We start from the raw sequence: 25,069 nt of genomic DNA on the forward strand, positions 1-25,069 counted from the left end.
TCTTGGGCAGTTCTACTTGGGGGTCATGCGGGTGATGTCGGGATGACAGGAGTCGAACCTGCGACATCTCGGCCCCAAACCGAGCACTCTACCAAGCTGAGCTACATCCCGATGGGCCTGTCGGCCCCGGTGGCCCAGCGAAGGAACGCCGATAGGCGCCCGAAAATAGGCCTCGGCAAGCCTATCGCACCGATCCTGCGCGCTGGTTCTCGCATCCCCACTGATGTAATAAGGTGGTAACCGCGCAATCGGCCTCGGCCGGCAGCCCATGGGGATGTAGCTCAATGGTAGAGCCTCAGTTTTCCAAACTGATGGCGCGGGTTCGATTCCCGTCATCCCCTCCACCTCCAGGAGTCCCCCGCCCCTCAGCCCCTGCCCCTTCGCGATCGCCGGCGAGACGGCACATCCGGTCCTGTCCGGGCTCGGAAAGAACCGGATGTGCCGTCTCGACCTTCATCGCTCCGGGGCAAGGGGGGCCAGCCTGATCCGGCGAGTGGCCGCGCCATCACCGGGCCGGCTGCGTCATCCCCCTCAGCTTCGGTCGCCTGGGCTCCCCTCGATGAAACGTCGGTCCCGCACTCCCCCTCGACCTCCAGGTGAGAGTCGACGCGGACGCCATCGCTGTACGCCCCGAGCTCCTCGATTGCCGCTGCCGACAGGCGCGTCTTCGTCGCACCCTTCGTCGTGCGCCACGACGGCGATGACGATCGCAAGAGCCCCTTCGAAGGCGTGCCCGTCATCGACAGTTCGCTCTCCGGGGCCCGAGGGGAACATTTGGGCGCGGATTCTCCGCCTGATGTTTCGGCCATGTGTCGCAGAAGAACACGGCAGGTAACAAATCCGGATCTTCTCGAGTTTGCACTTCTGAGTCGACTGAAAAAGGAATAGGGTCTGGACTCTAGACCTAAAGAGGATTCATGCTGACCGAGCTCGATCACGTCATCGCGAGCAATTCCGAGCGCGCGTTTAACTTCTTGGAAGACCTGGTGCGCGCGCCGAGCACGGTGGGCCACGAACAGGGCGCACTCGACGTCTTCGCCGCAGAGATGGAAGACATCGGGCTCCGCTCGGAGAAACTCGCGTTCCCGAACACACCCCTCTCCCACTCGCGCGCAGGAATCACCCAGCCTGAGTCGATCGACGCGGCTGCGCGCTACCAGTTGCTCGCCCGTACGCCCGGTGACGGGCCTCTGAAGCTGCTGCTGAACGGCCACATGGATGTCGTGCCGGCAATGACCCCCCACCTGTGGACCTCGCCGCCCTTCGAACCCGAACGGCGGGGTGGCCGCCTCTTCGGAAGGGGGACCGCCGACATGAAGAGCGGGTTCGCGATCGGCTCGCTTGCCCTTCGCTCCCTCGCTGAGGTCGCACCGGCGCTCTTCTCCCAGCAGCGCCTGGGGTTCCTCGCGGTCATCGAGGAGGAGTGCACCGGCAATGGGGCGCTTCATTCGATCATCGATCACGGCATCACCGCGGCCGAAGTCGTGCTGCTCGAACCAACCGATCTCGGACTGATGGTTGGCGGGGTCGGAGTGCTCTGGATCGATGTCGACGTGACCGCGCTCTCCGGCCATGCCCAGGAGGCCAACCTCAACGCGAACGCCCTCGAGCTGGGGATGAAGGTCTTTCACGGCCTCACCAGGTGGTCGGAACAGCTCGCGTCCACGCTGCCGGAACCGAGCATGGCGATCGGCGAGAACCCCTACAACGTCAATCTTGGCAAGGTGCACTCCGGTGACTGGACTTCGACGGCGCCGTCGACGGCGACCTTGAGCATTCGCGTCGGGTTCCCCCGAGCGTGGACTCCTGACACTGCAGAGAAGGAAGTTCGCCGGGCCATCGAGGAGCTGGTCGAGGCGGAAACCGACTTCGCGCTTCCTCCCCGGGTGACCCTCACGGGTTTCCGGGCGGACGGATACCTTCTCGCCACAGACTCACCCCTGGTGAGAGACCTCAGTGCCGCGCACTTCGACGCGCACGGAACACTCCCAACGGCATTCACCCTCGGTAGCACCACCGATGCGCGCACCTACCTGAACGGGTTCGAGATTCCCGCCGTGTGTTACGGCGCAGTCGCTCACGACATGCACGGGGTGGATGAGTCTGTGGAACTCGACAGCATCGTCGCTGCCGCGCGCACCCTGGCGCGCTTCCTCCTCACCCGGTTCACGCGAGAGGAACAATCATGATCGCGCACGGCGCGGGGACAGAGGCTTCTCTCGCCGCGAATGACAGCGCCGCCGCGACCCTCACCTGGGGAAGCCCCATCGTGGCGCGGCACGTCGCCGACGATGTGGCCGACCGGCTGATCACCGCCATCGCCCTCGGACTGTATGTGCCGGCACAGCAGCTTCCGACCGAACGCGAACTCGCGTCGATGCTCGGAGTGTCGCGCACCTCGGTGCGCGAAGCACTGGGGCAGCTCACCGACACGGGGTACCTCGAGGTGCGCCGCGGCCGCAACGGCGGGTACTTCGTCCTCTCCACCTGGGGACCGACATCGGCCGAGCATGTTCGCCGCCATCTGGTGCCGAAATGGTCCGAATTCGAGGAGCTGTTCGACGCTCGCACTCTGATCGAACCGCTGATCGCCCGCACGGCGGCTCTTCGGCACACGGAAGACGACGACATCAGGATTCAGGCAGCTCTTCAGGCCTACCAGGATGCGCCGAACCACGATGCCTCCCGCAACGCCGACTCGATGCTGCACCGCGCAATCGCGGAAGCCAGCCACAACCAGCTGTTGGTCAACCTGTCGGTCGACCTTCGGACGAAGATCAGCCTGAACCTCGGCGCGGAGCCCTACACCGACTCGGTGCGCCAGACAGCCATCCACCAGCATCACGACCTCGTGCAAGCGGTCATCGAGGGAAGGGTCGACGACGCCGGCGACATCGCAGCCCTCCACTTCGTGCTCTCCGAAACGCTGATCAGGGATCTGATCGCGCGCGCGGAACGAGACGACGAGAGGGAGGATGAGCGATGACGTCCCGCTTCGCTTTCGTCGTGCGCAGGATACTGCTCACGATTCCGGTGCTCTTCATCATGAGCATCGTGGTCTTCCTGATCATCCGGCTCGTGCCAGGCGACCCGGTGCGCACGATGCTCGGATTCCGGGCAACGGCCGCGAATATCGCGGAGATTCGTCACCAGCTCGGGCTCGACCAGAATCTCTTCGCGCAGTACCTGAACTGGATCGGAGCCCTTCTCCGCGGGGATCTCGGCACCGACATCGTCAGCCATGCCTCCCTGGCCGAGTTGCTCTCCCAGCGACTGCCGGTCACCTTCGAACTCGCGGGATTGTCCATGCTTCTTGCCGTCGCCATCGGTGTGCCGCTCGGAGTCCGCGCCGCCGTCGGGGGGCGTTGGGTTCGCCGGCTCACCGAAGGGTTCGTCATTCTCGGCGTCAGCATCCCCGATTTCTGGCTCGGAATCATGCTCGTGCTCCTGTTCACGGGCACTCTCGCGGTGCTGCCCCCCTCCGGCTATGTGCCATTCACCGACAATCCCCTCGACAATCTGCGCTACATGATCCTGCCTGTGCTGACCCTCGCGGTGGGCGAGGCCGCCTACATCCTCCGCACCACCCGCGCTGCGGTGTCGACCGTCCTCGACCAACCGTTCGTGCTGTTCCTCCGGGCGAAAGGGATCCGTCCCGGCCGCATCGTGTTCGGGCATGCGCTCAGGAACGCCGGCCCGGCCATCGTCACCGTGATCGGAATCCAATTCGGCGTGCTGCTCGGAGGGGCCATCATCATCGAGACGCTCTTCGCTTTGCCCGGTGTCGGCAAACTCATCGTGACCGCGATCAACCAACGGAACTACCCCACCGTGCAGGTAGGCGTTCTCGCCATCGCGACGACATTCATCGTGGTCTCGCTGCTCACCGACCTGATCGTCGGCTGGCTCGACCCGCGTGTCTCGGACGGAGCCTCCACATGACCACGGCCCTCGTTCCCGACACGACTTCGACACGGATGCGACCACCCCGCAAACGGCGTCGAACGGCGAACCGTTTCATTCTCGCCGGCATCCTGATCCTGGCCGCGCTCGCCGTCGTCGCGATCCTGGCGCCGATCCTCGCGCCCCACGATCCGGAAACCGTCGAGGTGAGCAGGGTGCTCGGCACCCCCAACCTCCAGCATCCCTTCGGCTCGGATGTGCTCGGACGAGACGTGCTCAGCCGGGTTCTCTTCGGTTTGCGCGTCAGTCTCCTCGTCTCGATTTCGGCGGTCCTGGTCGCCACACTCGTGGCCGTACCGCTCGGACTGGCCGCGGGCTACTTCGGCAGCTGGGTGGACACGGCGATCTCGCGCACCCTCGACATGGTCCTCATCCTGCCGGCCATGCTCCTGGCGATAACGCTGATCGCGATCCTCGGCCCGGGAAGCACGGTTGCCGGCCTCGCCATCGCCGTCATCTACCTGCCCATCCTGGCCCGGGTGATGCGAAGCAGCACCCTCGTCGTGACGCGCAACGACTACGTGGCCGGAGCGCGGGCGCGGGGAGCAAGCCACCTTCGCATCATCGGGACCCACGTGGCCCCGAATGCGATCGGTCCGGTCATCGTGCAGGCGTCGATTCTCAGTGCGTTCGCCCTTCAGCTCGAGGCGGGACTCAGCTTTCTCGGCCTCGGAACCCAGCCGCCGACCCCGTCGCTCGGAGGCATGCTGGCCGACGGTCGGGATGTCCTGATCCAGGCTCCCTGGGTCGAGGTCTTTCCCGGCCTCGCGATCGTGATCGCGGTGCTCGCATTCACGCTTCTCGGCGAGGGTCTTCGCCGCGCCTTCGATCCGGCAGGAGTGGCCGAATGACCGACATCCTCGCTCTCTCCCAGGTGTCAGTGCGCTTCGGCGCACAACCCGAACCCGCCGTGCGCGATGTGTCGCTCACCCTCAACCGTGGCGAGATCTTCGGGATCGTCGGCGAAAGCGGCAGCGGCAAGAGCACCCTGGCGAACGCCGTGATGAGCCTGCTTCCGACTATCGCCCAGACCACGGGAAGCATCTCCATGAACGGGCGGGAGATCACGCACCTCGACACCGCCGAGCTCCGAAACCTTCGTGGCAACGAAGTCGCGATGATCTTCCAGGATGCCTCGGCGAGTCTCGATCCCACCTGGTCGGTCGGTGACCAGATCGCCGAGACCCTTCGCGCGCACAGTCGCATCTCGCTGCGGGAAGCTAAGGCGCGGGCAATCCAGCTCATGAGCGAAGTGGGAATCCCCGACCCCGCCTCCCGCTATTCCGACGCTCCCCACCGCCTGTCCGGCGGCCAACGGCAGCGTATAGTCATCGCCGCCGCCCTGGCGAACCGGCCGCAGCTGCTCATTGCGGACGAACCGACCACGGCACTCGACGTGACGATCCAGGCGCAGGTCCTTAACCTGATCGACACGCTGCGAACCGCCCACGGCACCACCGTCCTGCTCATCACCCACGATCTCGGCGTTGTCGCCCAGGTGTGCGATCGAGTGGGGGTGATGTACCGGGGGAAACTCATCGAGGTCGCGGAGACGACGGATCTCTTCAACGCACCCCGACATCCCTACACGCGCGCACTCCTGGCCTCCAACCCGGCTGGCGCCCCGCGCGGAAGCCGCCTTCCCGTGATCTCGGACGACTGGAGCATCGACCGACCGGCAACGGAAGGGTCACTCCCCGAAATGGACGGTCGATCATGAACTCTCTCCTGACGGTCGAAAATGTGAGCAAGTCGTTCCCCGCGGGAGGGCCTCCCTGGAGGCGCCGCAACGCCGTGGCTCTCGACCGTGTCTCGTTGACGCTCGAGCGTGGCCAGACACTCGGTCTCGTCGGGGAATCGGGAAGCGGAAAGAGCACTCTCGGTCGCTGTATCCTCGACCTCACCGCGCCGTCCGAGGGAGTCATCACCTTCGACGGGAAGGAACTCAGCACGATGTCCCGGGCCGACCGCTCGACTTTCCGCCGGCGCGTGCAGCCGGTGTTTCAGGATCCCTACGGGAGCCTCGATCCGCGGTGGCCGATCGGGCGAAGCGTGCGGGAATCGCTGGACAGCTTTCGGATCGGCACTCCGCTCACCCGGGAGCGACGCGTGCTCGACCTGTTCGACCGGGTCGGACTCAGCACGACCCTGGTCGACCGCCTGCCGACCACGCTCTCCGGCGGCCAGCGTCAGCGCGTCAGTATCGCCGCCGCTCTCGCGAGCGAGCCCGAACTCATCGTGGCCGACGAGCCGGTGAGTGCTCTCGACATGAGCGTGCAAGCACAGATCCTCAACCTGTTCATGGACCTCCAGCACGATCTCCATGTCGCCTGCATCTTCATCTCCCACGACCTGGGGGTGGTCGAGCACATCAGCAACGAGGTCGCCGTGCTCTACCACGGAGTCATCGTCGAGAACGGTGAAACCGAACAGGTCATGAACCGGCCCGGTCATGACTACACCCGAGCGCTGATCGGCGCGATCCCCCGCCCGAAATGACCCCGACCGAGCCCACGAACACGCACATCACCGACAGAAGGAGCGCACCGTGCCCACAGCACACGTGAACGGAATCACCCTGAATTACCGTCTCGACGGCGAAGAGAACACCGGAGAGACGATCGTTCTCATCAACGGACTCGCCGATGATCTCTACTCCTGGGACTTTCAAGTTCCCGCGCTGCTCGAGGCGGGATGCCGCGTGCTGCGATTCGACAATCGAGGCATCGGGGTCTCCGACAAGCCTGCCGGTCCGTACACCTCCACGATGATGGCCGAAGACGCGAAAGCCCTCGTCGACAGTCTCGGGATCTCCGACTTCCACCTCATGGGTGTCTCGATGGGCGGCATGATCGCCCAGGAGTATGCGATTGCGTTCCCCGAGGATCTCAAGTCGCTCACCCTCGGCTGCACGTACGCGAAAGCGGACGCGTTCTGTCTCAACATGTTCGCCATGTGGGCCGATCTCGCCACCGGACTCGGTGTGCCCTTCGTCATGCGGGATGTCGCCCTCTGGGCCTTCACCGGTCCGTTCTTCGAAGAGCGTCCAGAAGACGCTGCCGAATTCGCGGAGGCGATGGCATCGCTGCCGATGACCGTCGAGGCGTACCTGTCACAGCTCAACGTCATCCAGACCCACGACACCGTCGACCGGCTGGCACGCATCACCGCACCGACCCTGGTCCTGGCCGGCGAAGAGGACATCCTGATCCCGGTGCGCCTCTCAGCTCAGCTCCAGTCCAGCCTCCCCGGCTCCAGCTGGGCGACGGTTCCCGGCGGGCACGCGTGCCTGTGGGAATCGCCGGATCCGTTCAACCACAGCTTCATCGAGTTCGTCACCCGCACAGCAAATTAGTCCATCACATTCGGAAGAGGCACCAATGAAACCGCACTCCCGCCCCCGGCCCTCGACAGGCCACCGGGCAAAAATCGCCGTACTCATCACCGCAACCGGACTCGCCGCCGCCCTCGCCCTGACGGGGTGCGGCACCAGCTCGACGCCATCGGCGAGCGGCGGAACGTCGTCATCGGGCATCAAGGACGGAGGCGACCTCCGGGCCGCGCTCACCGGCGAACCCGATGTGCTCGACCCCGCCACATCGTCGATCTACACGGGCGCGCAGGTGTACGAAGGCATCTTCAGCATGCTCATCGACCTCGACGCCAACGGAAAGTTCGTTCCCGACCTCGCCACGAAGTGGAAGCAGGATGACGCGACGACCTGGACCTTCACCCTGGTCGACAACGCCACATTCCAGAACGGCGAGAAATTCACCTCGGCCGACGTGAAATACACCTTCGAGAGACTGCTCAACCCCGCAACCGCCAGTGCCTATGCCGGGCTCTACTCCCAGATCGACTCCATCGACGCGCCAACGCCCACCAGCGTCGTATTCCACCTGAAGGCCGCATTCGGACCCTTCCTCACCAACCTCGCGACCAACGGCGAGATCGTGAACAAGAAGGCCATCGAAAGCTCCGACCCTGCCCGCAACCCAGTCGGCACCGGTCCTTTCGAATTCGTCGAATGGGTGCAGGGAGACCACATCACGCTGAAGAAGAACCCCAACTACTTCAAAAAAGGGCTTCCTCATCTCGATTCGATCACCTTCAAGTTCCTTCCGGTGGACCAGAGCCGCATCGACGCCCTGTCCTCCGGTGAGATCGACTGGGCCGATGCCGTTCCTCTCCAGCAGGTGCCCGCCCTCAAGAAGGACCCGCGTTTCACCCTGGTGACGAGCCCCGTTGCGGGAATTCCCGACTACCTCGCGCTCAACACCACGAAGGCACCCTTCAACGACCCGAAGGTGCGCCAGGCGATCGCCCTGGCCATCGACCGTTCCGCCATCCGGGATGTCGCGTACCTCGGCACCGGCGAACTCGGTCTCGAGGAGGTTCCCACCGGGTCATCCTGGTACAACGAATCCGGCATCTTCGGTGCGAAGCAGGATATCACCAAGGCGAAGAAACTGATGAGCGAGGCCGGCTACGGCAGCGGACTGAAGGTCGAGTACCTCGGTCTGTCCCAGTATCCAGAGTTGCTCAAGACCGGGCAAGTGGTTCGAGACGAACTGAAGAAGATCGGTATAGACATGTCGATCAAGGCCGTCGATGTCTCCGTCTGGTACGACGCTTTCAGCAGCGGTGATTACCAGATCACCAGCGCGTACCAGGAGCGCACCATCGATCCGGACAACTTCTATTCCCTGGTCATCAAAGCGGGCGGGCCAATCAACACCACCGGATATGCGAACCCGCAAGTCGATGCGCTCATCGACCAGGCCGCGGCGAGCAGCGACACGAAGGAGCGCGAGTCCCTCTACGAGAAGATCCGCACCCAGATGACAACGGATGCGCCGCTCATCTTCACGCACTACGAAACGCTGAACTACCTCATGAACAAGAAGGTGGTCGGATCGGCGATCACCCCGACTCTGAGCCTCAACATGGCGAAGATCGGTTTCAGCAAGTAACTCCGATCACCCTGGCCGGACGGGGAGCGAACACCACGCTCCCCGTCCGGCATCAGTGTCGAGGAGAGCCCTGGTCTAGGCGCCGAAAAGCTCCCGGCCGTGCTTCTCGAGGAGTTCCGTAGCGTCCGCATAGGTCTTGGGGATCGGGTCGCCCGGCTGCCCATACTTCGCGAGCAAGACGCTCAGCAATCCGACCGCCGGCGGGGTGAGCGCCGCATTCGGCTTCGCCCCGACTGGTCCACTCAGGGCCTCGGGGTTGAGCGGCACGTAATGCGACGTCGTCACTGGCCAGGTGGAGGGCTGTCGCGGCGCGGGCAACGTGGCGGCATTGTCGAGGGTCGCGGCGTGACGATCGCGCTCCGTCAGTGGCTTCAGCCCCCACCGAGCACGCAGGCTGCTCGGGATCGCACCGTGGTGCATCTCATCGTTGATGACAGCTCCCGCGGGCGTATAGGCGGAGATCGTCAGCGCCGGCACTCGCACCCCCAGCCGGTCGAATGCGAATCCGAGCTCTCCCGGTGCGCCATCGCCCGGGGGCTCGGCTGCCGGAGGGGGAACGTGATCGTAGGTGCCCCCGGTCTCGTCGAAGGTGACGAGGAACATCGTGTTGAGCGCATTCGAGCCCTTCACGGCCGAACTCTTCCTGATCGAGGTGTAGACCTCATGGAGCAGTTGCTCACCGGCCCGCGCATCGGAAAAGCCGCTCCCCAGGATGACCTTGCCATCCACTGTCTGCTCGGTGACGGCTTCGGTGGCCGGGTGCATGTCGTTGTGGTTGTAGATCATGCGTGGCTCGATGAAGCTGTAGGCAGGCAGGGTGCCCGCGGCGACATCCGCGTGGAACTGGGTCATGTTGCGGAAGTTGGTCTTCCAGTAGGGCTGGAGGCGCGCCGCGTGGATCAGTCCGGTGAAGGAGATGAGCTGGCTCTCATCGAAGTACACCGCCCAACTCACCCCCGCCTCGTCGAGTTGGTTGAAGACGGTCGGCGCATCGTTGAGTGCCGGATCGATCCATTTGCCGAAGCCCTGAACGCCCTTGTTCTCCACGAATCCACTCGAGGTGGATGCGTGAATGAACGATCGGTTCGCGAAGGTCTGGGTCGGCACCGGAGCGTGCCAGTGATCGTAGATCGCAAAGCTCCGGGCGAGCGTGGTGAACACGGGCAGCATGTCGGGAGTGAATGATCCCATGATGGCGCCGTATTCGTCCGGCGTGAGGACTGCACCGGTCTTCGCGGCATGGTTGTTGATGTAGTCCGTGACGAATCCGCTCATACTGGGCTTCGTTCCCGGCGGCGGCGCGTTGTACGGCGCCAGCGGAACGGTGGCCGTGGCGTTCGTTGGCGGATCCACGATGCCGAAGAGCTGAGTATTGATGTGCGCATACTCCTCGCCGGCGTTGGGCGAGGGGCTGGCCATGATCGCGTCGGTCGACCCGGAGTAGGGATGCGCGTCGACACGGGTGCCATCGGGAGCGAGGCTGAACCGGGCTCCCCCGTCCAATCCCTCGAACGACTGGCCCGCAGGGACAGGATGCCCGAGAGAGGAATACAGGTATCCGAAGAGGTTGTCGAACGACCGATTCTCAAAAGCAAGAACCACCAGGTGATCGAAGCCCATGCCGCCCGGCCGCTCGGGAAGTTCCCACTCCGCGACTGTTGCGCGGGGCAGGGCGGCACCGAGCGCCGTTCCCCCCGCAAGCCCCGCGATCCCCCACACCGTTCCGGCGAGCACCGAGCGTCTGCTGGGTCGATGCGATCGAGCAGTGGATTCGGTCATCTACACACCCTGCCACCTCCCCTGGTCCTCGATGCTCGAAGCCGTCTCGCGATCGGTCGGGGGCACAGGCTGCACGCGGATCTCACGAACCTTGCGGGATTCTTAGAGAGCGGAGGCAAGGTTGGGCAGGTGAGCATCCCCCCGGCACCCCAGGTGCGCCCGTTCGTCAGCGACAACTCCCCGTCACCACTCGGTCGTCGGCTGCCCGCAGTCACGGCTGTCGCCGTGCTCGGGGTGGTTGCCGTCGCCGCCCTCGGGCTGGGTGTCACCCGGTTCGGCCTGCTCTCCGGGTTCGACCGGGGGGCGTCGCAGGCACTCAATACGCTGCATTCAGGCGGTCTTGGCGCCCTCACCTCCGGCCTCTATTCGGTGCTGAGCCCGATCCCGGCCGTGATCATCACTGCCGCCATCGCCATCGTCATCTTGGCGATCACGCGCCGATTCCGCGTGGCCCTCACCTTCGCGGTCGTGGTGGCCGTCACCTGGCTGCCGAGCGCCGTCATGAAATTCCTCATCCACAGGCCTCGACCGGATGTCACCGCGCTGTCGCATCCCTTCGCCCACCAGCCGGTCGATGCCTCGTTCCCCAGCGGTCACCTGGTGTTCGTCGTCGCGGTGGTCGTCGCATCCGTGTTCCTCGCCCGGCGGGGCCCCTGGCGAGCTTTCGCCCTCATAGCGGGGACGATCTTCTCGGTCCTGGTCGCGTTCGCCCTGATGGTCGACGGGGTGCACTATCCCACGGATGTCTTCGCTTCGGCGCTCTGGTCGGTCACGGTCGGCCCGCTCGTGTGTGCGCTGTGCGCCCGCGTCATCCTGCACCGTTCGAACCCGAGGGACGTGACCTAGCCGCCGAGCCGCTGCACCAGCACTCTCGTCGATCCGGGCGGAGCCCCCCGCTCCGAATATTCGGGATGCAGACGAGCTCGTGAGTAGTGAACCCGGCCGCGCGAGTCCGGCCACCGATGCACTGTTCATGCTCGGGATCGGACCCCGCACCGCTGCCATCGCCGCCTCCGCCAACCCGGCTGTCCACCGCGACGTCACCTGCTCGCTCTCCCTCGTCGTGATCGCCACCTCTGGGCGGGCGGCACCTCGATTTCGACCGCGCCACGAAGAAGCTCACCTCCCGGGCGCACACCGCTTGCTCATCCAACGGACCACGGGAGGGCCGGAAAAAGTGGAATCGACCACCACAGCGCGGCGCGGCGGCCCGGCGAACGTCTACCGTTAGAGCATGACGCCAGCTGACACAACCGCGACCAGCGAGGCAACCGCTGCCCCCGCCACGCTCACTTTCTCCGAACTCGGCCTCACCGACGCCGTCCTCAAGGCGCTCAAGGATGTCGGGTATGAGACCCCCTCGGCCATCCAGGCGGCGACCATCCCTCCACTGCTCGCCGGACGGGATGTCGTGGGACTCGCCCAGACCGGCACGGGAAAGACCGCGGCATTCGCCCTGCCCATCCTCTCCCGTCTCGATCTCGCCCAGAAGAACCCGCAGGCCCTCGTGCTCGCTCCCACTAGGGAGCTCGCCCTTCAGGTCTGCGAGGCCTTCGAGCAGTACGCCTCCGGAATGCGTGGCGTTCACGTGCTCCCGGTCTACGGCGGGCAGGCCTACGGGGTACAGCTCTCCGCCCTCCGGCGCGGCGTGCACATCGTGGTCGGCACTCCCGGACGCATCATGGACCACCTCGCCAAGGGCACCCTCGACCTCTCCGAGCTCAAGTACCTGGTGCTCGACGAGGCCGACGAGATGCTCAAGATGGGCTTCGCCGAAGATGTCGAGACGATCCTCGCCGACACCCCGGACGACAAGCAGGTGGCGCTGTTCTCGGCCACGATGCCTCCGCAGATCCGTCGGATCTCGAAGAAGTACCTGCACGATCCGCAAGAGATCACCGTCGAGAACAAGACCACGACGTCGGCCAATACGACGCAGCGCTACCTCATGGTGTCGTATCCGCAGAAGGTCGATGCACTCACGCGCATCCTCGAGGTCGAGAACTTCGAGGGAATGATCGTCTTCGTCCGCACCAAGAACGAGACCGAGACCCTCGCCGAGAAGCTGCGGGCGCGCGGCTACTCCGCCGCAGCCATCAGCGGCGATGTCGCCCAGGCCCAGCGCGAACGCACGGTGAACCAGTTGAAGTCGGGCAAGCTCGACATCCTGGTGGCCACAGATGTCGCGGCCCGCGGCCTCGACGTCGAACGCATCAGCCACGTGGTCAACTACGACATCCCCATCGACACCGAGTCCTACGTTCACCGCATCGGTCGCACCGGTCGCGCGGGACGCAGCGGTGCCGCGATCAGCTTCGTCACCCCGCGCGAACGTCGGCTGCTCGACGCCATCGAGCGCGCGACGCGCCAGCCGCTCACCCAGATGCAGCTGCCGAGCGTCGAAGACGTCAACGTCACCCGCCTGACCCGCTTCGACGACGCCATCACCGAGGCTCTCGGCCAGGGCGATCGCATCGCGGGCTTCCGCGACATCATCAGCCACTACATCGCGCACCACGACGTGCCGGAGGTGGATGTTGCTGCCGCGCTCGCGATCGTCGCGCAGGGCGAGACTCCGCTGCTGCTCTCCCCCGAGCGCGCGCAGCGCCACGACCGCGCCGAGCGTGCCGACTGGGGCGATCGTCCGGACCGCGGTGACCGCCCGGAGCGAGCGGATCGCACCGAGCGACGCGCGCGGCCCAACGCCGGCCCGATGTCGACCTACCGCATCGAGGTGGGCAAGCGGCACAAGGTGGAGCCGCGCCAGATCGTCGGCGCGATCGCCAACGAGGGTGGCCTCAGCCGCGAAGACTTCGGCCACATCAAGATCCTTCCCGACTTCTCGCTGGTCGACCTGCCGGCGAGCCTCCCCGGCGATGTGCTCGACAAGCTCAAGGGCACCCGTATCAGCGGCAAGCTCATCGAGATCCGGCCCGACCGTGGCGGGGCACGGAAAGACGCTGCCCGCGGCGACGACCGGGGCGAACGCCCCCCGCGCAAGTCCTACCGGGACTAGGCACAGTACGCGGTGGCTCACCGACGGAGTCGACGAACCCCGATCGGTACCGCCCCCATTCTTTAGAGAATTCTTAGAGGGAAATGGGCAGACTGGGCAGATGACGACGACTGTGCACCCGAGTCTCCCGTGAACGACGCCCGGCCCCGCCTGTTGCTCATCGAGGATGACCCCCAACTCGGTCCCCTCATGCGCGAGGTGCTCGACGAGGTGTACTCCGTCACCCTGGTCGCCGACGGCACCACCGGGGTCGCCGTGGCGCTCGAGGGCACGTTCGAGGTGATGATCGTGGATCGTCGCTTGCCGGGACTCGACGGCCTCGGGGTGATCGAGACCCTTCGCCGCAAGCGAATCACCACCCCCATGCTGATTCTCACGGCGCTCGGCACCATCCAAGACAAGGTTCGCGGTCTGGACGCCGGAGCGAACGACTACCTGGTGAAGCCATTCGAGTTCGACGAGCTGTTCGCCCGGTTGCGGTCGATCCGGAGGGTCTACACGGGCGAGGGGCCGTTCGTGCGCATCGGGCTGTGGGAGTTCTACCCGGAGAGCCGCACCGTCTACTCGCCCTATGACGGCCGCACCATCCTCACCGAGCGGGAGAACGAGCTGCTCCGGCTGTTCGCGGAGAATCCGCATCGCACCTACTCGCGCGAACAGATCCTGGACCAGGTCTTCGGCTCCACCGACCAGCCGGGCACCGTGGACACCTACGTGCACTATGTTCGCCGGAAGACCGACACAGACCTCATCACCACCGTCCGCGGGCAGGGCTACCGCCTGGGGGCACCGTGACCAAGCGGGACACCGTGACCAAGCGGGGCACCGTGAGAATACTCGGCATCGCGCGCAAGACGGATGACTCCGACGCCCGGGCGATTCGACGGGCATCGCGCACGGTCGGGCTCCAGATCACCATCACCTCGACCGCGCTCGTGCTGGTCGTGCTCATCGCCGCCTTCACCTTCGTCTTCGCGCACATCAAGCCCGGACGCCTGTTCCCCCAGGGGGGATCCCACGAGACGACCATCGATGTCGGTGGCCTGGAGATCCTGGTCGGCGGGCTCGTGATCGGCACCGTCGCCATCATCCTGGCCGGCACGATGAGCTTCTTCGCCACCCGTCGGGCTGTTCGACCTCTCGGCGACGCGCTGCGCCTGCAGCGGGCCTTCGTCGCCGATGCCAGCCATGAGCTTCGCACCCCCCTGACCGTGCTCGACGCGCGCCTCCAATTGCTGCAACGCGGCCTTGCCCCGGGTGATCCGTCGGCGCCGACGGTGAACGATCTCCGCCGCGACACCCGGACCCTGATCGGTATCGTCAACGATCTCCTCGCCCTCGCGGAGCTCGACCGCTCCCCGGGCAGCGGCGAATCCATCCCGGTTGCCCCCATCGCACAGCGAGCCATCGACTCGATGTCCATCCTGGCTGCGGAACGCTCGATTTCGATCCACCTGGAGGCGGCAGAGGGGTGCGCCACCGCAGTTCCGGCCACCAGCATCCACCGCTGCGTCCTGGCGCTCCTCGACAACGCTCTCGATTTCTCCCCCGCGGGATCGACCATCGAGGTGACCGTCGAAGAGATCAAGAACACTGTGGTGATCCGCGTGCGGGACCGCGGACCGGGAATCACCGGAATCGAACCGGGTCGCATCTTCGACCGCTTCGCCCGGGCGGGAGCCGCCGTCGGCGGGGGCGGGACCACCCATACCGGTTTCGGCATCGGACTGTCGCTCGTGCGCGACACCGTCGAGCGTTTCGGCGGCACAGCGACCGTTCTGGAGACATCTCCGGCGGGCACCACCATCGAACTGCGGATTCCCCGGGCTCGAGAGCAGCAGCCCGCGCCTACGTCGTAGGGACCTCGATTCCGGAGGCGTCATCTGCGGCAGCTTCCACTCGCGAACCGCGGACTGACAGCGCGATCACGAGCAGCAGGATCACCCCGAGGAAGAGCGCGCTCGTGGTCGTGGTCCCGAGGCCGAGTCCGCCATCCTGTGTGCTCTGCGACAGGAGGTCGCCGGCGGATGCGCCGAGTGGCCGGGTCAGGATGTAGGCGATCCAAAAGGCGACGACGGAGTTGAGCCCGACCGCTGAATGGGCCAGGGCCCCCAGGGCGATTGCGACCGCGAACACGACGAGCGAGAGCAGATAACCCAGGTTGAGGCTTTCGGCCAGCAGGTCGCCGGCGGCGGTGCCGAGCGCGAAGGTGAAGAGCACTGCAAGCCAGTAGAACGACTCACGCCGGGAGGTGACGATCGAATGGATCGACAGGGTCTTCTCGCTGGCGAACCACGCGATGAAGGTGCCCGCGAGCGCGATGGCGAAAAGAACAGCGGTGATCCAGAGAGGCACTCCGAAATTGTCCGTGAGATTGTCGGTGATCAGCGTGCCGACGACGCTGATCAACACCACCGCCGACCAATACACCGCAGGGATGTACTGCTGGCTCCGAAACTGCGCAACGAGCACAATGGCAAGCGCCACCGCCATCACCAGGCTGGTGGTGGCGAGGCCGAGGTTGAGATTGACGTTGAGGAAGTCGGCGAAGGTCTCCCCGACTGTCGTGGCGAGCACCTTGATGATCCAAAACACCGCAGTGACTTCCGGGACCTTGTTGAGCATGCTCCGACCAGTGATCATCGAGCCGAGTGTGTTGCGTTGCATAGGGCGCGCTCTTTCAGGTGGGGTGGTGATCGCGGTACGGCGACACCTAGGAATCGGTCGGGGTGAGAAGTCGACGAGGTTCGGTGGCGGCGATGACCGCGATCCCGGCTGCGATGAGGATCGCCAGCACGACGCTCACCGGGCCGGTGCCCCACTGCAGTCCGCCGCGCGCGTGGGAGACCCCCATCCAGTCGGCGAAGGATGCCCCGAGCGGTCGGGTCGCCACATAGGCGAACCAGAACGCGAACACCGGGCCGAACCGGCGCAGCCGGAATGCCACGGCCGGGATCGCGATCACCACGGCGAACAGCAGGCCAGAGGCGAGATATCCGAGATGCAGCGTCGTCGCCGTGAGGTCCCCTACCGCTGTGCCCAGGGCGAAGGTGACGACCACCGCGGCCCAATAGAACAATTCGCGACGCCGCGAGGTGATGCTGTGGATGGACAGGGTGCCTTCGCTTCGATGCCAGACGAGGAAGACCAGTGCGAGGGCACCCCCGAAGACGATGCTCGAGACCAGGTACGGCACGCCGAGCACGATGTGGGTGACATCCGCCGCCATCGTGCCGAAGATACTGACCGCGACCACCGTGAGCCAGTAGATCCACGGTCGATAGCGAATGGCGAGGAACTGCAGGGTCAGCGCCCCCGCGAAGAGAGCCGCCCCGATGCCGACCGCGACGACCGGGTCGATCGAACGCACGAGGAAGTCCGAAGTCGTCTCGCCCATTCCAGTCGTCAGCACCTTGACAATCCAGAAGAGCACCGTCACTTCGGGCACTTTGCTCGCGATGGTGGTCGCCAGACGCCGGCTGCGCGAGGGTGAGGGGCGAACTGTCACGACTGCAAGGGTCCACGGGACGCCCTAAGAAGCGTCTGAGAATTCGGTAGCTTGGAGCTTTCTTAGACCCGCGTTGGGCAGACTGGGAAACCATGATCTCCTCTTCCCTCGTCTCTCTCGGAATCCTCGACCCCCAGTCCCTCATCACCGGGGCGGGAATCTGGGGGCTCGCGATCGTCTGCGCAGCCGTATTCGCCGAGACCGGCCTCCTCGTCGGATTCTTCCTCCCCGGAGACACCCTGCTGTTCTTCACCGGGGTGCTCACCCTCAGCGGAGCCATCCGCCAACCCCTGTGGCTCGTCGTGCTGGTCGTCGCTGTCTCCGCCGCGCTGGGCGATCAACTCGGTTACACGATCGGTCGACGCACGGGGCCGAGGGTCTTCGAACGCCGCGAGTCGGGGATCTTCAGCAAGAAGAGTGTGGACCGCACGGAGGCCTTCTTCACCCGCTTCGGACCGGTCGCGGTGACCATCGCCCGGTTCGTCCCCGTGGTGCGCACCTTCGCTCCGGTCGCGGCCGGTGTTGGGCACATGTCGCGCCGACTGTTCACGCTCTTCAACCTCGCGGGGGCCGCTCTCTGGTCGGGCTTGATCATTCTGCTCGGCTTCGGACTCGCTCACGTGCCCGGGGTGACCGATTTCGTCTCGCAGTACATCGACATCGTGCTGGTCGGGATCGTGGTGATCTCGGTCGTGCCGATCGTGGTGCGCACGATCATCGTCCGTCGACGCACCGTGACCACATCACCCGAGTCCGACTGATCCCACCCGCGACTCTGCAGCCCGGCTACGACACGATCCGCTGCGCCTTCGGGTGCGGGCTCGCCACCGCGCAGAATTCCGCCAGCGCGGACCGGTTGTACGCCACCCCATCGAGCGCGGCCGCGGCCACCTCACCGCGGAGGAACGCCCGCATGCCATCGGCGAGGCCGCTGTCGCTCTGGGGGACGATTCTGATCGGGGAATCCGGCAGTGCATCACGAGCGGAATCGAACTCCACAGAGACGATCGGAAGCCCCGCCAGTGCCGCTTCCAGAATCACCATCGGCTGCCCCTCATAGTCGCTCGACAGCACGAAGCAGTCAGCCGCGGCGAGAATGGGAAAGGGGTTGGCAAAGGGTCCGACGACGAATGCGAGCTCCGAGAGCCCGAGACTGTCGATGAGCTGTTGCAGGTGATCGCGCAGCGGTCCGTGACCGACGATGACCAGGCGTGCGGCGGGAGTCTCGCGGGAGATCTCCGCGAAGGAGCGGATGAGTCGTGCCTGGTTCTTCTCCGGCGAGAATCGGCCGATGGTGACGAACCACACGGTGTCGTCGTCGCGCTGCATCCCGTCGATCCAGCCCCGGTCGCTCGAAGCCTGCGCGCGGTCCTGCACGGCAGCCTCGTCCGCCTCGAACTCTTCGATCGACGACAGCGGGGCACGAAGCCCCTGGAGCACGTGGGTTTCATCCACGAGGTTTCGAGCGAAGACGAATGATTCTGCCGGCAGCGCGTAGCGGGCGCCGAGAGCGTCGCGGTTGATCCTGTTCAGGCTCTCCGACACGGACACCAGGGCGTCGAAGTCCCGGTACACGCTGAACACCGCGGGCAAGGAGCGCTTCATGCGGCGACGACTCCCCACGAATCGCCGGGTCTCGAGAAACAGGTCGTTGTGCAACCAGATGGAGCGAAAGGCCCGCGGGGAATGCAGGAGGAGAGAGGCCCAGAACGCGGTGTAGCCGCTGAACTCGACGACGGAATCGAACTGCGTGTCGCCGAAGCAGCGCGCCCACTCTGTGCGCCACATCCGCTGCTCTATCGCGGTCTCCGGCCTGCGCCTCAGCACGGGGTAGTGCTCCTGCAGCCGACGAAACAGGTGCGTGAGCTTGCTGCCGTTCATGCCGCCGACCCGGTGGAATTGCCTCACCTGGTGCGGAATGCGCTGCTGGTTCGACAGTTGCTGGGCGCGGCGCGGTCGGTTGAAGACGACCGACACGTCGTAGGCATCGTGGTCGATCGCAGCAAGCAGATTGAGCGCGGAGTTGGTGATGCCGTTCGAACGCATCCCCCCGATGCTCAGCAGCATCGACGTGCGAGGGTCCTCTGCAAGCGACCGCGTTCGAGCGCGATCCGTCTTCCCTCGAAAGACGACGTCGACGACACGACGCGCGGCTCCCCCATCGTCGTCCGGTGAGAACCGCGCTCTCCACTCGGCAGAGCGGGCAGCCGGACCTGACCGGGCTTCCGGGACTTTCGAGCCCTTTGGGACTTCCGAGGCCTTCGCGGTGATGCAGGACCGGATGGCCTCGCCGAGCTCCGAGATGTGTGCCACCACCGGCCCCGGAAGCTCGTCGAGCGGAAAGTAGAGACCGCGCGATGCGGAGTAGTCCAGATCATCCGGGGTGAAGAACACGACGGGGCGCTCGAGCGGGAGAAAATCGAAGAAGATCGACGAGTAGTCGGTGATGAGAATGTCGGTGATGCCCAGCATCAGGTTCGTCGGCAGGTCGTTCGACACGAGAATCTCGCGGAATTCGGGGCGATCCCTCGCGAATCGGTGCACCACCTGATGGGTCTTGAGCAGCACCAGGAATGAGGGTCCCACCTGCTTCTGGATCTCCTGCACCAGCTCGAACAGCTCGTTCGCATCGTCCGCCGGCGAACTGAAATCCGTTCCCTTCCAGGTGGGGGCGAACAGGATCACCGAGCGATCGCCCAGCGTGATTCCCTCGGCCTCGAGGCGGGATCGCACCTCGATCACCTCCTCGGCGCCGAGGAACTGGCGGTCGACGCGAGGGTATCCCTCTTCGATGACGAGCCCGCGGAAGGCCCCGCGCAAGCGGTAGGCCTTCTCGTACATCTGCTCGGTCATGAAGGGGTTCTGGGACAGCAGGAAGTCAGCAGCCACGAAGTTGCGCATCGTGTTCGCGGAGTCGAGAGCGCCGTTGGGCATGTCGTAGCCCATGCGTTTCAACGGTGTGCCGTGCCAGGTGTTCAGGTAGACCTGCCCCGGCCGCTTGCTGAACTCGGCGGGAAAAGTCGCGTTGTTCACCAGATAGCGGCTCGTCGCGAGGGCACGCACGTAGGCGAGGGAGCGACGCCTCACAAAGCGCACCCGCCGATCGGCGGCGAACTCGGCCTGCACCGCCCGGTGTTCCGTGAGGCTGTCGAGCGCCCAGATGTGGTGAAGGTGGGCGAGGTCGGGAGATCGCAGGACCTCACGGAAGATGGCCTCGGGATTGCACAGCACACCGTTGCCGGCGAAAGACTCGTACAAGACGACATCTGCGCGCACTGCACCCCGTCGGGCGAATGCCTGGAGTTCCGCCCGGCTCGCTCCGCCCACGAGCCTGAGCACCTGGCGGATCAGACGGATCACTCGCTTCATGGCGCTCCCACTCTCGAGCCGGCCGTTCAGCCCAGCACACGAGTCGAGCGTGCTCGCCGGCTCCCCAGAAAGTTCTAAGAATGCGCCGCACACTCTCGCCATGAGGTAACCCGCAGTCTTAGAGCCATCTGGGAGAGCGCTTGGCAAGCTGGCCCCCGACGGATTCGAGATCCCGGGAGGCGCTCTGTGGTGTGGCTGATATTCGGTGGTGTCGGTGTTCTGGTCATCGTTGCTGCGGTGTGCGTCTGGGCGGTTGTCGCGCTCCTCGCAGAGGTCGGGGACGAACAGAACGACGATCAGGACGCGTCGATAAGCGATCCCCTGGGTGTCGAAGACCGTACCGACAGCTCGTCCGAACGAAAGCGGGTTCACCACCGTGTCGCTCGCTACTGAACTCTCCGACGGCGCAAGGTCGCCCCTGTCCCGGCTTGCGGGATGGCGGCCGTCGGTTCGGTCGAGCCTTGCACTGTTTCTCGGCGCCGCGGCAACTGCCGTCTCCGCCTCCGGATCCTGGATCCCCTCGCTGTGGGGCGATGAGGCGGCAAGCGTCCTGTCCGCCGAGCGTTCGCTTCCCTCGCTGTTTCGCATGCTCGGCAGCGTTGACGCCGTGCACGGCACCTACTATCTCTTCCTGCATTTCTGGGTGCAGGCGTTCGGCGCCTCTCCCTTCTCCGTGCGATTCCCCAGCGCCATCGCCGTCGGAATCGCCGTGGCGGGGGTCGTCGTGCTTGGCTCACGCCTCGGAGGAATCCGGGTCGCGGTCTTCGCCGGCATCATCGCCCTGATGCTGCCTCGCATCACCTACATGGGCGAAGAGGCACGGGGCTATGCCATGAGCACGGCCGCCGTCGTCTGGCTGACGATCCTGCTGCTTCACATCGTCGGTCGCGATCGGCCGGAGAAGCGACTGTGGGTGGTCTATGCCGTTGGACTCGCCGCGTGCGGGTATCTGTTCCTCTTCAGCCTCCTGATCGTCGTCGCCCATGCGGTGGTCGTGCTTTCCCAGCGGCGTCCCACACTCCTGCGCGGCTGGGCACGGGCGACGCTCGGTGGCATTCTGATCGCCGGGCCGGTGATCGGGTTCGGTATCGGGGAGAGCGGCCAGATCGCGTTCCTGGCGAGCCGAGACTCCACCAACATCCGAACGCTCGTCGTGACCCAGTGGTTCGGGAACAACCTGCTGGCGATCGTCGCCTGGACGCTCATCGCGGCCTCGATCATCGTCTGGACCGTGGTCTCGCGCCGAAACCGCAGCTGGGTCGGTGGCCCGAATCCCGACCCCACCTCCGGCGCCCGCACTCCGGCCCTCGTTCCTCTTGCGGCGACCTGGCTGCTCGGCCCTCCGGCCATCCTCCTGGCGGTCAATTCCGTGCACGCGGTCTATTCCTCCCGGTACCTCTCGTTCGCGGTGCCCGCCGCAGCGCTCCTCATCGGATGGCTCTTGGCACGAATCCGACCGCGCATCTTCGGGATCGGCCTGCTGGTGGCCGTCATCGGCGCCTCCTCGATCAGTTACCTCAGCGAACGCACACCCTTCGCCAAGAACAACAGCGACTGGGCGCAGATCGCGCAGACCATCCAGGCTCACGCGCAGCCCGGTCAGGGCATCCTCTTCGACGAAGGGAGTCGTCCGTCCCGCGCTACCCGCCTGGCGATGCGCACGTACCCTGCGTCATTCGAGGGACTGACGGATGTCGCGCTCGAGACCCCCTGGTACGACACGAGCAACTGGCACGATGCGGTGGCGCCGACTACGACCGTCGCTTCGAGACTCGACTCGGTCTATCGCTCGACCAAGACGGTCTGGTTGGTCGAGTACCGCCTCCCGGGCGGGGAAGCCGATACCTACGACCGATCGATGCTGGCAACGCAGGGATTCCTGGTCGTGGCGGAGTACTCGCAACACACGAGTGTCGCGCTGGAACTCACGCGTCCGTAGTCGCACCGATCGCCGGGATCGCCCCGATCGCCCGGTAGAACGTCTCGATCGCATGATCGTCGTGCGCGATCCAATCGATCGACGACGGCCCCACCCGGCCGGCAAGGAACTCGAGCATTCCCTCGGCGATGGCCTGGTCGTCCGCCGTGACCTCGAGGGTCCCCGAGAAGGGTGCGATGCCGACTTCCGGGCCGATGACCCGGACGACGGGCAATCCGAGCACCCGCGCTTCCCCGATCACCCTCGGGATTCTGGCACTCCCGGAGACGAAGACGAAGCAGTCTGCCCGCCTCAGGAGGGGGAAGGGGTTGGATCGGTACCCCACGAGAGCCACGACGCCGGTGAGGCCGAGGGCGGCCACCTCCGCGGCGAGGATCGACGTGAGCGGGCCATCCCCCACCACAAGCAGTCGCGAAGTCGGCACAGCGGCATTCACCAGCGCAAAGGCGCGCACCAGTCGAAGTGGGTCGTTCTCCGCAGTGAGTCGGCCGAGCGACACGAAGATCCGGGTCGCGCCGCTCGCTTCTCCGGAGCCGTCAAGACCCAGCCAGTCGGGTAGCGCTGGATCTCCGTCGTTGCGCTGTACGGGCAGGGCCGCCCGGGCCAGGATGCTCTCGCCGCCGATCACGGGCTCCGCGACGGCCACTGCCCGAAAGGAGGGATGCCGCGAAAGCGAAGGCGAAACCAGACGATCGAAGGCGTCGTAGAGGGAACGGATCCCGGCGATGTCAGTCCCGCGCCGACCGGGGGTATCGGTCTCCGGAGACCGCGTCGCGGCCGGGTCATCCCTCAGCCAGATCGAGCGTTCCGAGCCGGGCGACTGCAGCATCAGGCTCGCCCAGAATGGGCTGGTGCCGACGAAGTCGAGTGCGAAGTCGAAGGCGGCAGCCCCGAAGCATCGATCCCACTCGTCCCGCCAGAGGTCGTCCCGCCGGAGCTCGTTGCCCACGGGAGACGTCCGGCGGCGAGGTCTCGAGCCGGCTGCTGCCGCGCGCGTCGACCGCAATCGGGCCAGGGCGAGCTTCGATCCGTTCATCCCGCCCACCCGAGCGAACTGCCGCACCCGCGGATCCAACAGCCGCTGCTGGTCGAGCACCGGCCGGGAGCGGATGGGCGGGAAGATCACCGACACGTCGAACCGGGAGTGGTCGATCACGTCGAGCAGCGCGACGAGATCCGCGGTGATGGAACCGGGCCTCATGCTTCCGGCGGCGATGAGGATCCTCTGCCGCCCATCACCGGGGAGCGGCGCAACCGCGTAGTTCTCGGTCCTGCCACGAAACACGATGTCGAGGATGCGCTGGGTGGCGTTGCCGTCTTCGCGCGCGACGAACCGCGCCTGCATCTCCCGGTAGTTCGAGGCGACCCGGTCGTCTACGCCGCCGTTGTCGAAGTCGTTGATGGCGTCGGCGAGTGCACCGACGCTGGGCAGCACCGGACCCGGCCAGTGCTCCGGCTCGATGTACAGGCCGCGGTATCCGCTGTAGTCCGCGAGATCCGGGGTGAGGAAGAAGATCGGCCGGCCGGTGGCGAGGAAGTCGAAGAAGATGCTCGAATAATCGGTGACCAGCACGTCGGTGACGCCGAGGATGACATTCGAGGGGATCTCGTTGGGTACCACGCGATCGCGGAGGCCCGGGATGTCCGCCGCGAAGCGGTGCACCACCTGGTGCGTCTTCAGGAGCACAACGTACTTCGTCGGGTCGATCAGCGACTCGAGCTGTTCGATGCGGGACACCAGCTCGCTGATGTCGTCTTCCGGCCGGGAGAACGAGGTCCCCTTCCAGGTGGGCGCGTAGAGGATGATCCGGCGTCCGTGCAGGGCCAATCCCCCGGCTTCGAGGTCGGCTCGCACCGCAGCGGCGGCGGGTTCAGCCAGGAATTGACGATCGATCCGCGGGTAGCCCTCCTCGATGATCCGCCCGCGAAAGATGTTGCCCAAGCGGTGGGCATCCTCGTACATGTGCTCGGTCATGAACGGGCTGGCCGAGAGGAGGAAGTCGGCCGAGAGGAGGTTGCGGATGACGTTGGCCACGCGGGTGGCCGGATCCCCGATGTCGAAGCCCATGCGCTTGAGCGGAGTACCGTGCCAGGTATTCAGATAGACCTGGCCGCTGCGCTTGCCGAACTCGGTCGGGAATGTCGCGTTGTTGACAAGGAAACCTGCAGTGGCGAGTGCCCGAAAGTAGCCGAACGTACCGGGGCGGACGAACCGCACGGAGCGCGATCGCGCGAACTCCCGCGCGACAGCCGGATTCTCTCGCCGACTCGCGAGCACCCAGACGTGGGAGAAATCGCCGAATTCCGGGTCGGCGAGAAGTGCCCGGAAGATCGCCTCCGGATTGCAGAGCATCCCGTTGCCGGCGAAGGACTCGTACAGCACCATCGTCGGGCGCACCGCGCGGCGTCGCCAGAACGCGTAGACCTCGGTCTTGGCCGCCTGCCGAAGACGACGCGCAATGGCGAGGAGTCGGCGACGGATGCCGGTGAGGCCGGGCACATCCGTCAGACTCATCACCACC

Annotated in this window: 20 protein-coding genes and 2 tRNA genes; 16 read left to right on the plus strand and 6 right to left on the minus strand. The window is 65.6% G+C overall.

What is annotated here, in order from left to right:
* Nucleotides 1-37 precede the first annotated feature (37 nt).
* Nucleotides 38-111: transfer RNA gene (locus VLI63_RS02835), tRNA-Pro, on the minus strand.
* Nucleotides 112-270: 159 nt separating this feature from the next.
* Here VLI63_RS02835 and VLI63_RS02840 point away from each other — a divergent pair.
* The 9 genes from VLI63_RS02840 to VLI63_RS02880 all read left to right on the plus strand — a co-directional run bounded on the left by VLI63_RS02840 (nucleotide 271) and on the right by VLI63_RS02880 (nucleotide 8,936).
* A tRNA-Gly gene (locus VLI63_RS02840) sits at nucleotides 271-344 on the plus strand.
* 573 nt (nucleotides 345-917) lie between these two features.
* A complete protein-coding gene (locus tag VLI63_RS02845) occupies nucleotides 918-2,189 on the plus strand; it encodes a M20/M25/M40 family metallo-hydrolase (protein ID WP_409155409.1) in 1,272 nt (423 codons plus the stop codon).
* On the plus strand, nucleotides 2,186-2,986 hold the full coding sequence (locus tag VLI63_RS02850; RefSeq protein WP_409155410.1) for a FadR/GntR family transcriptional regulator: 801 nt from the start codon (nucleotides 2,186-2,188) through the stop codon (nucleotides 2,984-2,986). Before VLI63_RS02845 ends, VLI63_RS02850 begins: the two co-directional genes overlap by 4 nt.
* Entirely contained in the window at nucleotides 2,983-3,942 is a 960-nt protein-coding gene (locus VLI63_RS02855) for an ABC transporter permease (protein ID WP_409155411.1), read from the plus strand. The genes VLI63_RS02850 and VLI63_RS02855 overlap by 4 nt, the downstream gene beginning before the upstream one ends.
* Entirely contained in the window at nucleotides 3,939-4,814 is an 876-nt protein-coding gene (locus VLI63_RS02860) for an ABC transporter permease (protein ID WP_409155412.1), read from the plus strand. Before VLI63_RS02855 ends, VLI63_RS02860 begins: the two co-directional genes overlap by 4 nt.
* The gene (locus VLI63_RS02865; RefSeq protein WP_409155413.1) at nucleotides 4,811-5,683 is read left to right on the plus strand and encodes an ABC transporter ATP-binding protein; all 873 of its coding nucleotides are present in this window, start codon (nucleotides 4,811-4,813) and stop codon (nucleotides 5,681-5,683) included. Before VLI63_RS02860 ends, VLI63_RS02865 begins: the two co-directional genes overlap by 4 nt.
* Nucleotides 5,680-6,462 carry an ATP-binding cassette domain-containing protein gene (locus VLI63_RS02870; RefSeq protein WP_409155414.1) on the plus strand — a complete coding sequence of 261 codons (783 nt, stop codon included), beginning with the start codon at nucleotides 5,680-5,682 and terminating at the stop codon, nucleotides 6,460-6,462. Before VLI63_RS02865 ends, VLI63_RS02870 begins: the two co-directional genes overlap by 4 nt.
* A gap of 49 nt (nucleotides 6,463-6,511) precedes the next feature.
* On the plus strand, nucleotides 6,512-7,318 hold the full coding sequence (locus tag VLI63_RS02875) for an alpha/beta fold hydrolase (RefSeq protein ID WP_409155415.1): 807 nt from the start codon (nucleotides 6,512-6,514) through the stop codon (nucleotides 7,316-7,318).
* A gap of 25 nt (nucleotides 7,319-7,343) precedes the next feature.
* On the plus strand, nucleotides 7,344-8,936 hold the full coding sequence (locus VLI63_RS02880) for an ABC transporter substrate-binding protein (RefSeq protein WP_409155416.1): 1,593 nt from the start codon (nucleotides 7,344-7,346) through the stop codon (nucleotides 8,934-8,936).
* A gap of 75 nt (nucleotides 8,937-9,011) precedes the next feature.
* On the opposite strand, the gene VLI63_RS02885 is transcribed toward VLI63_RS02880, so the two are convergent.
* On the minus strand, nucleotides 9,012-10,715 hold the full coding sequence (locus tag VLI63_RS02885) for an alkaline phosphatase family protein (RefSeq protein WP_409155417.1): 1,704 nt from the start codon (nucleotides 10,713-10,715) through the stop codon (nucleotides 9,012-9,014).
* Between the two features lie 129 nt (nucleotides 10,716-10,844).
* On the opposite strand from VLI63_RS02885, the gene VLI63_RS02890 reads away from it, so the two are divergent.
* From VLI63_RS02890 to VLI63_RS02910, 5 genes are all read left to right on the plus strand, one after another.
* On the plus strand, nucleotides 10,845-11,561 hold the full coding sequence (locus VLI63_RS02890) for a phosphatase PAP2 family protein (protein WP_409155418.1): 717 nt from the start codon (nucleotides 10,845-10,847) through the stop codon (nucleotides 11,559-11,561).
* Between the two features lie 79 nt (nucleotides 11,562-11,640).
* Nucleotides 11,641-11,946 (plus strand): hypothetical protein, encoded by a 306-nt coding sequence (locus tag VLI63_RS02895; protein ID WP_409155419.1) that lies wholly within the window; start codon nucleotides 11,641-11,643, stop codon nucleotides 11,944-11,946.
* A 3-nt stretch (nucleotides 11,947-11,949) separates the two neighbouring features.
* Entirely contained in the window at nucleotides 11,950-13,731 is a 1,782-nt protein-coding gene (locus VLI63_RS02900; RefSeq protein ID WP_409155420.1) for a DEAD/DEAH box helicase, read from the plus strand.
* Nucleotides 13,732-13,860: 129 nt separating this feature from the next.
* Entirely contained in the window at nucleotides 13,861-14,526 is a 666-nt protein-coding gene (locus tag VLI63_RS02905; protein WP_409155421.1) for a response regulator transcription factor, read from the plus strand.
* On the plus strand, nucleotides 14,523-15,590 hold the full coding sequence (locus VLI63_RS02910) for a sensor histidine kinase (RefSeq protein ID WP_409155422.1): 1,068 nt from the start codon (nucleotides 14,523-14,525) through the stop codon (nucleotides 15,588-15,590). Before VLI63_RS02905 ends, VLI63_RS02910 begins: the two co-directional genes overlap by 4 nt.
* Here VLI63_RS02910 and VLI63_RS02915 read toward each other — a convergent pair.
* Together VLI63_RS02915 and VLI63_RS02920 are read right to left on the minus strand one after the other, a co-directional pair.
* Entirely contained in the window at nucleotides 15,580-16,398 is an 819-nt protein-coding gene (locus VLI63_RS02915) for a hypothetical protein (protein WP_409155423.1), read from the minus strand. The genes VLI63_RS02910 and VLI63_RS02915 overlap by 11 nt on opposite strands.
* A 46-nt stretch (nucleotides 16,399-16,444) precedes the next feature.
* Entirely contained in the window at nucleotides 16,445-17,239 is a 795-nt protein-coding gene (locus VLI63_RS02920; protein ID WP_409155424.1) for a hypothetical protein, read from the minus strand.
* A 92-nt stretch (nucleotides 17,240-17,331) separates the two neighbouring features.
* Here VLI63_RS02920 and VLI63_RS02925 point away from each other — a divergent pair, with 92 nt between their 5' ends.
* The gene (locus VLI63_RS02925; protein WP_409155425.1) at nucleotides 17,332-18,000 is read left to right on the plus strand and encodes a DedA family protein; all 669 of its coding nucleotides are present in this window, start codon (nucleotides 17,332-17,334) and stop codon (nucleotides 17,998-18,000) included.
* 25 nt (nucleotides 18,001-18,025) lie between these two features.
* Here the strand turns inward: VLI63_RS02925 and VLI63_RS02930 are convergent, their stop codons facing one another.
* A complete protein-coding gene (locus VLI63_RS02930; protein ID WP_409155426.1) occupies nucleotides 18,026-20,608 on the minus strand; it encodes a CDP-glycerol glycerophosphotransferase family protein in 2,583 nt (860 codons plus the stop codon).
* 325 nt (nucleotides 20,609-20,933) lie between these two features.
* On the opposite strand from VLI63_RS02930, the gene VLI63_RS02935 reads away from it, so the two are divergent.
* Complete coding sequence (locus tag VLI63_RS02935) at nucleotides 20,934-22,547, plus strand: glycosyltransferase family 39 protein (RefSeq protein WP_409155427.1); 1,614 nt, start codon at nucleotides 20,934-20,936, stop codon at nucleotides 22,545-22,547.
* Here the strand turns inward: VLI63_RS02935 and VLI63_RS02940 are convergent.
* On the minus strand, nucleotides 22,534-25,062 hold the full coding sequence (locus tag VLI63_RS02940; RefSeq protein WP_409155764.1) for a CDP-glycerol glycerophosphotransferase family protein: 2,529 nt from the start codon (nucleotides 25,060-25,062) through the stop codon (nucleotides 22,534-22,536). The two genes, VLI63_RS02935 and VLI63_RS02940, sit on opposite strands and share 14 nt — an antisense overlap.
* Nucleotides 25,063-25,069: the final 7 nt, after the last annotated feature.

Source organism: Lacisediminihabitans sp. H27-G8, assembly GCF_046156175.1.
Classification (GTDB): Bacteria; Actinomycetota; Actinomycetes; order Actinomycetales; family Microbacteriaceae; genus Lacisediminihabitans.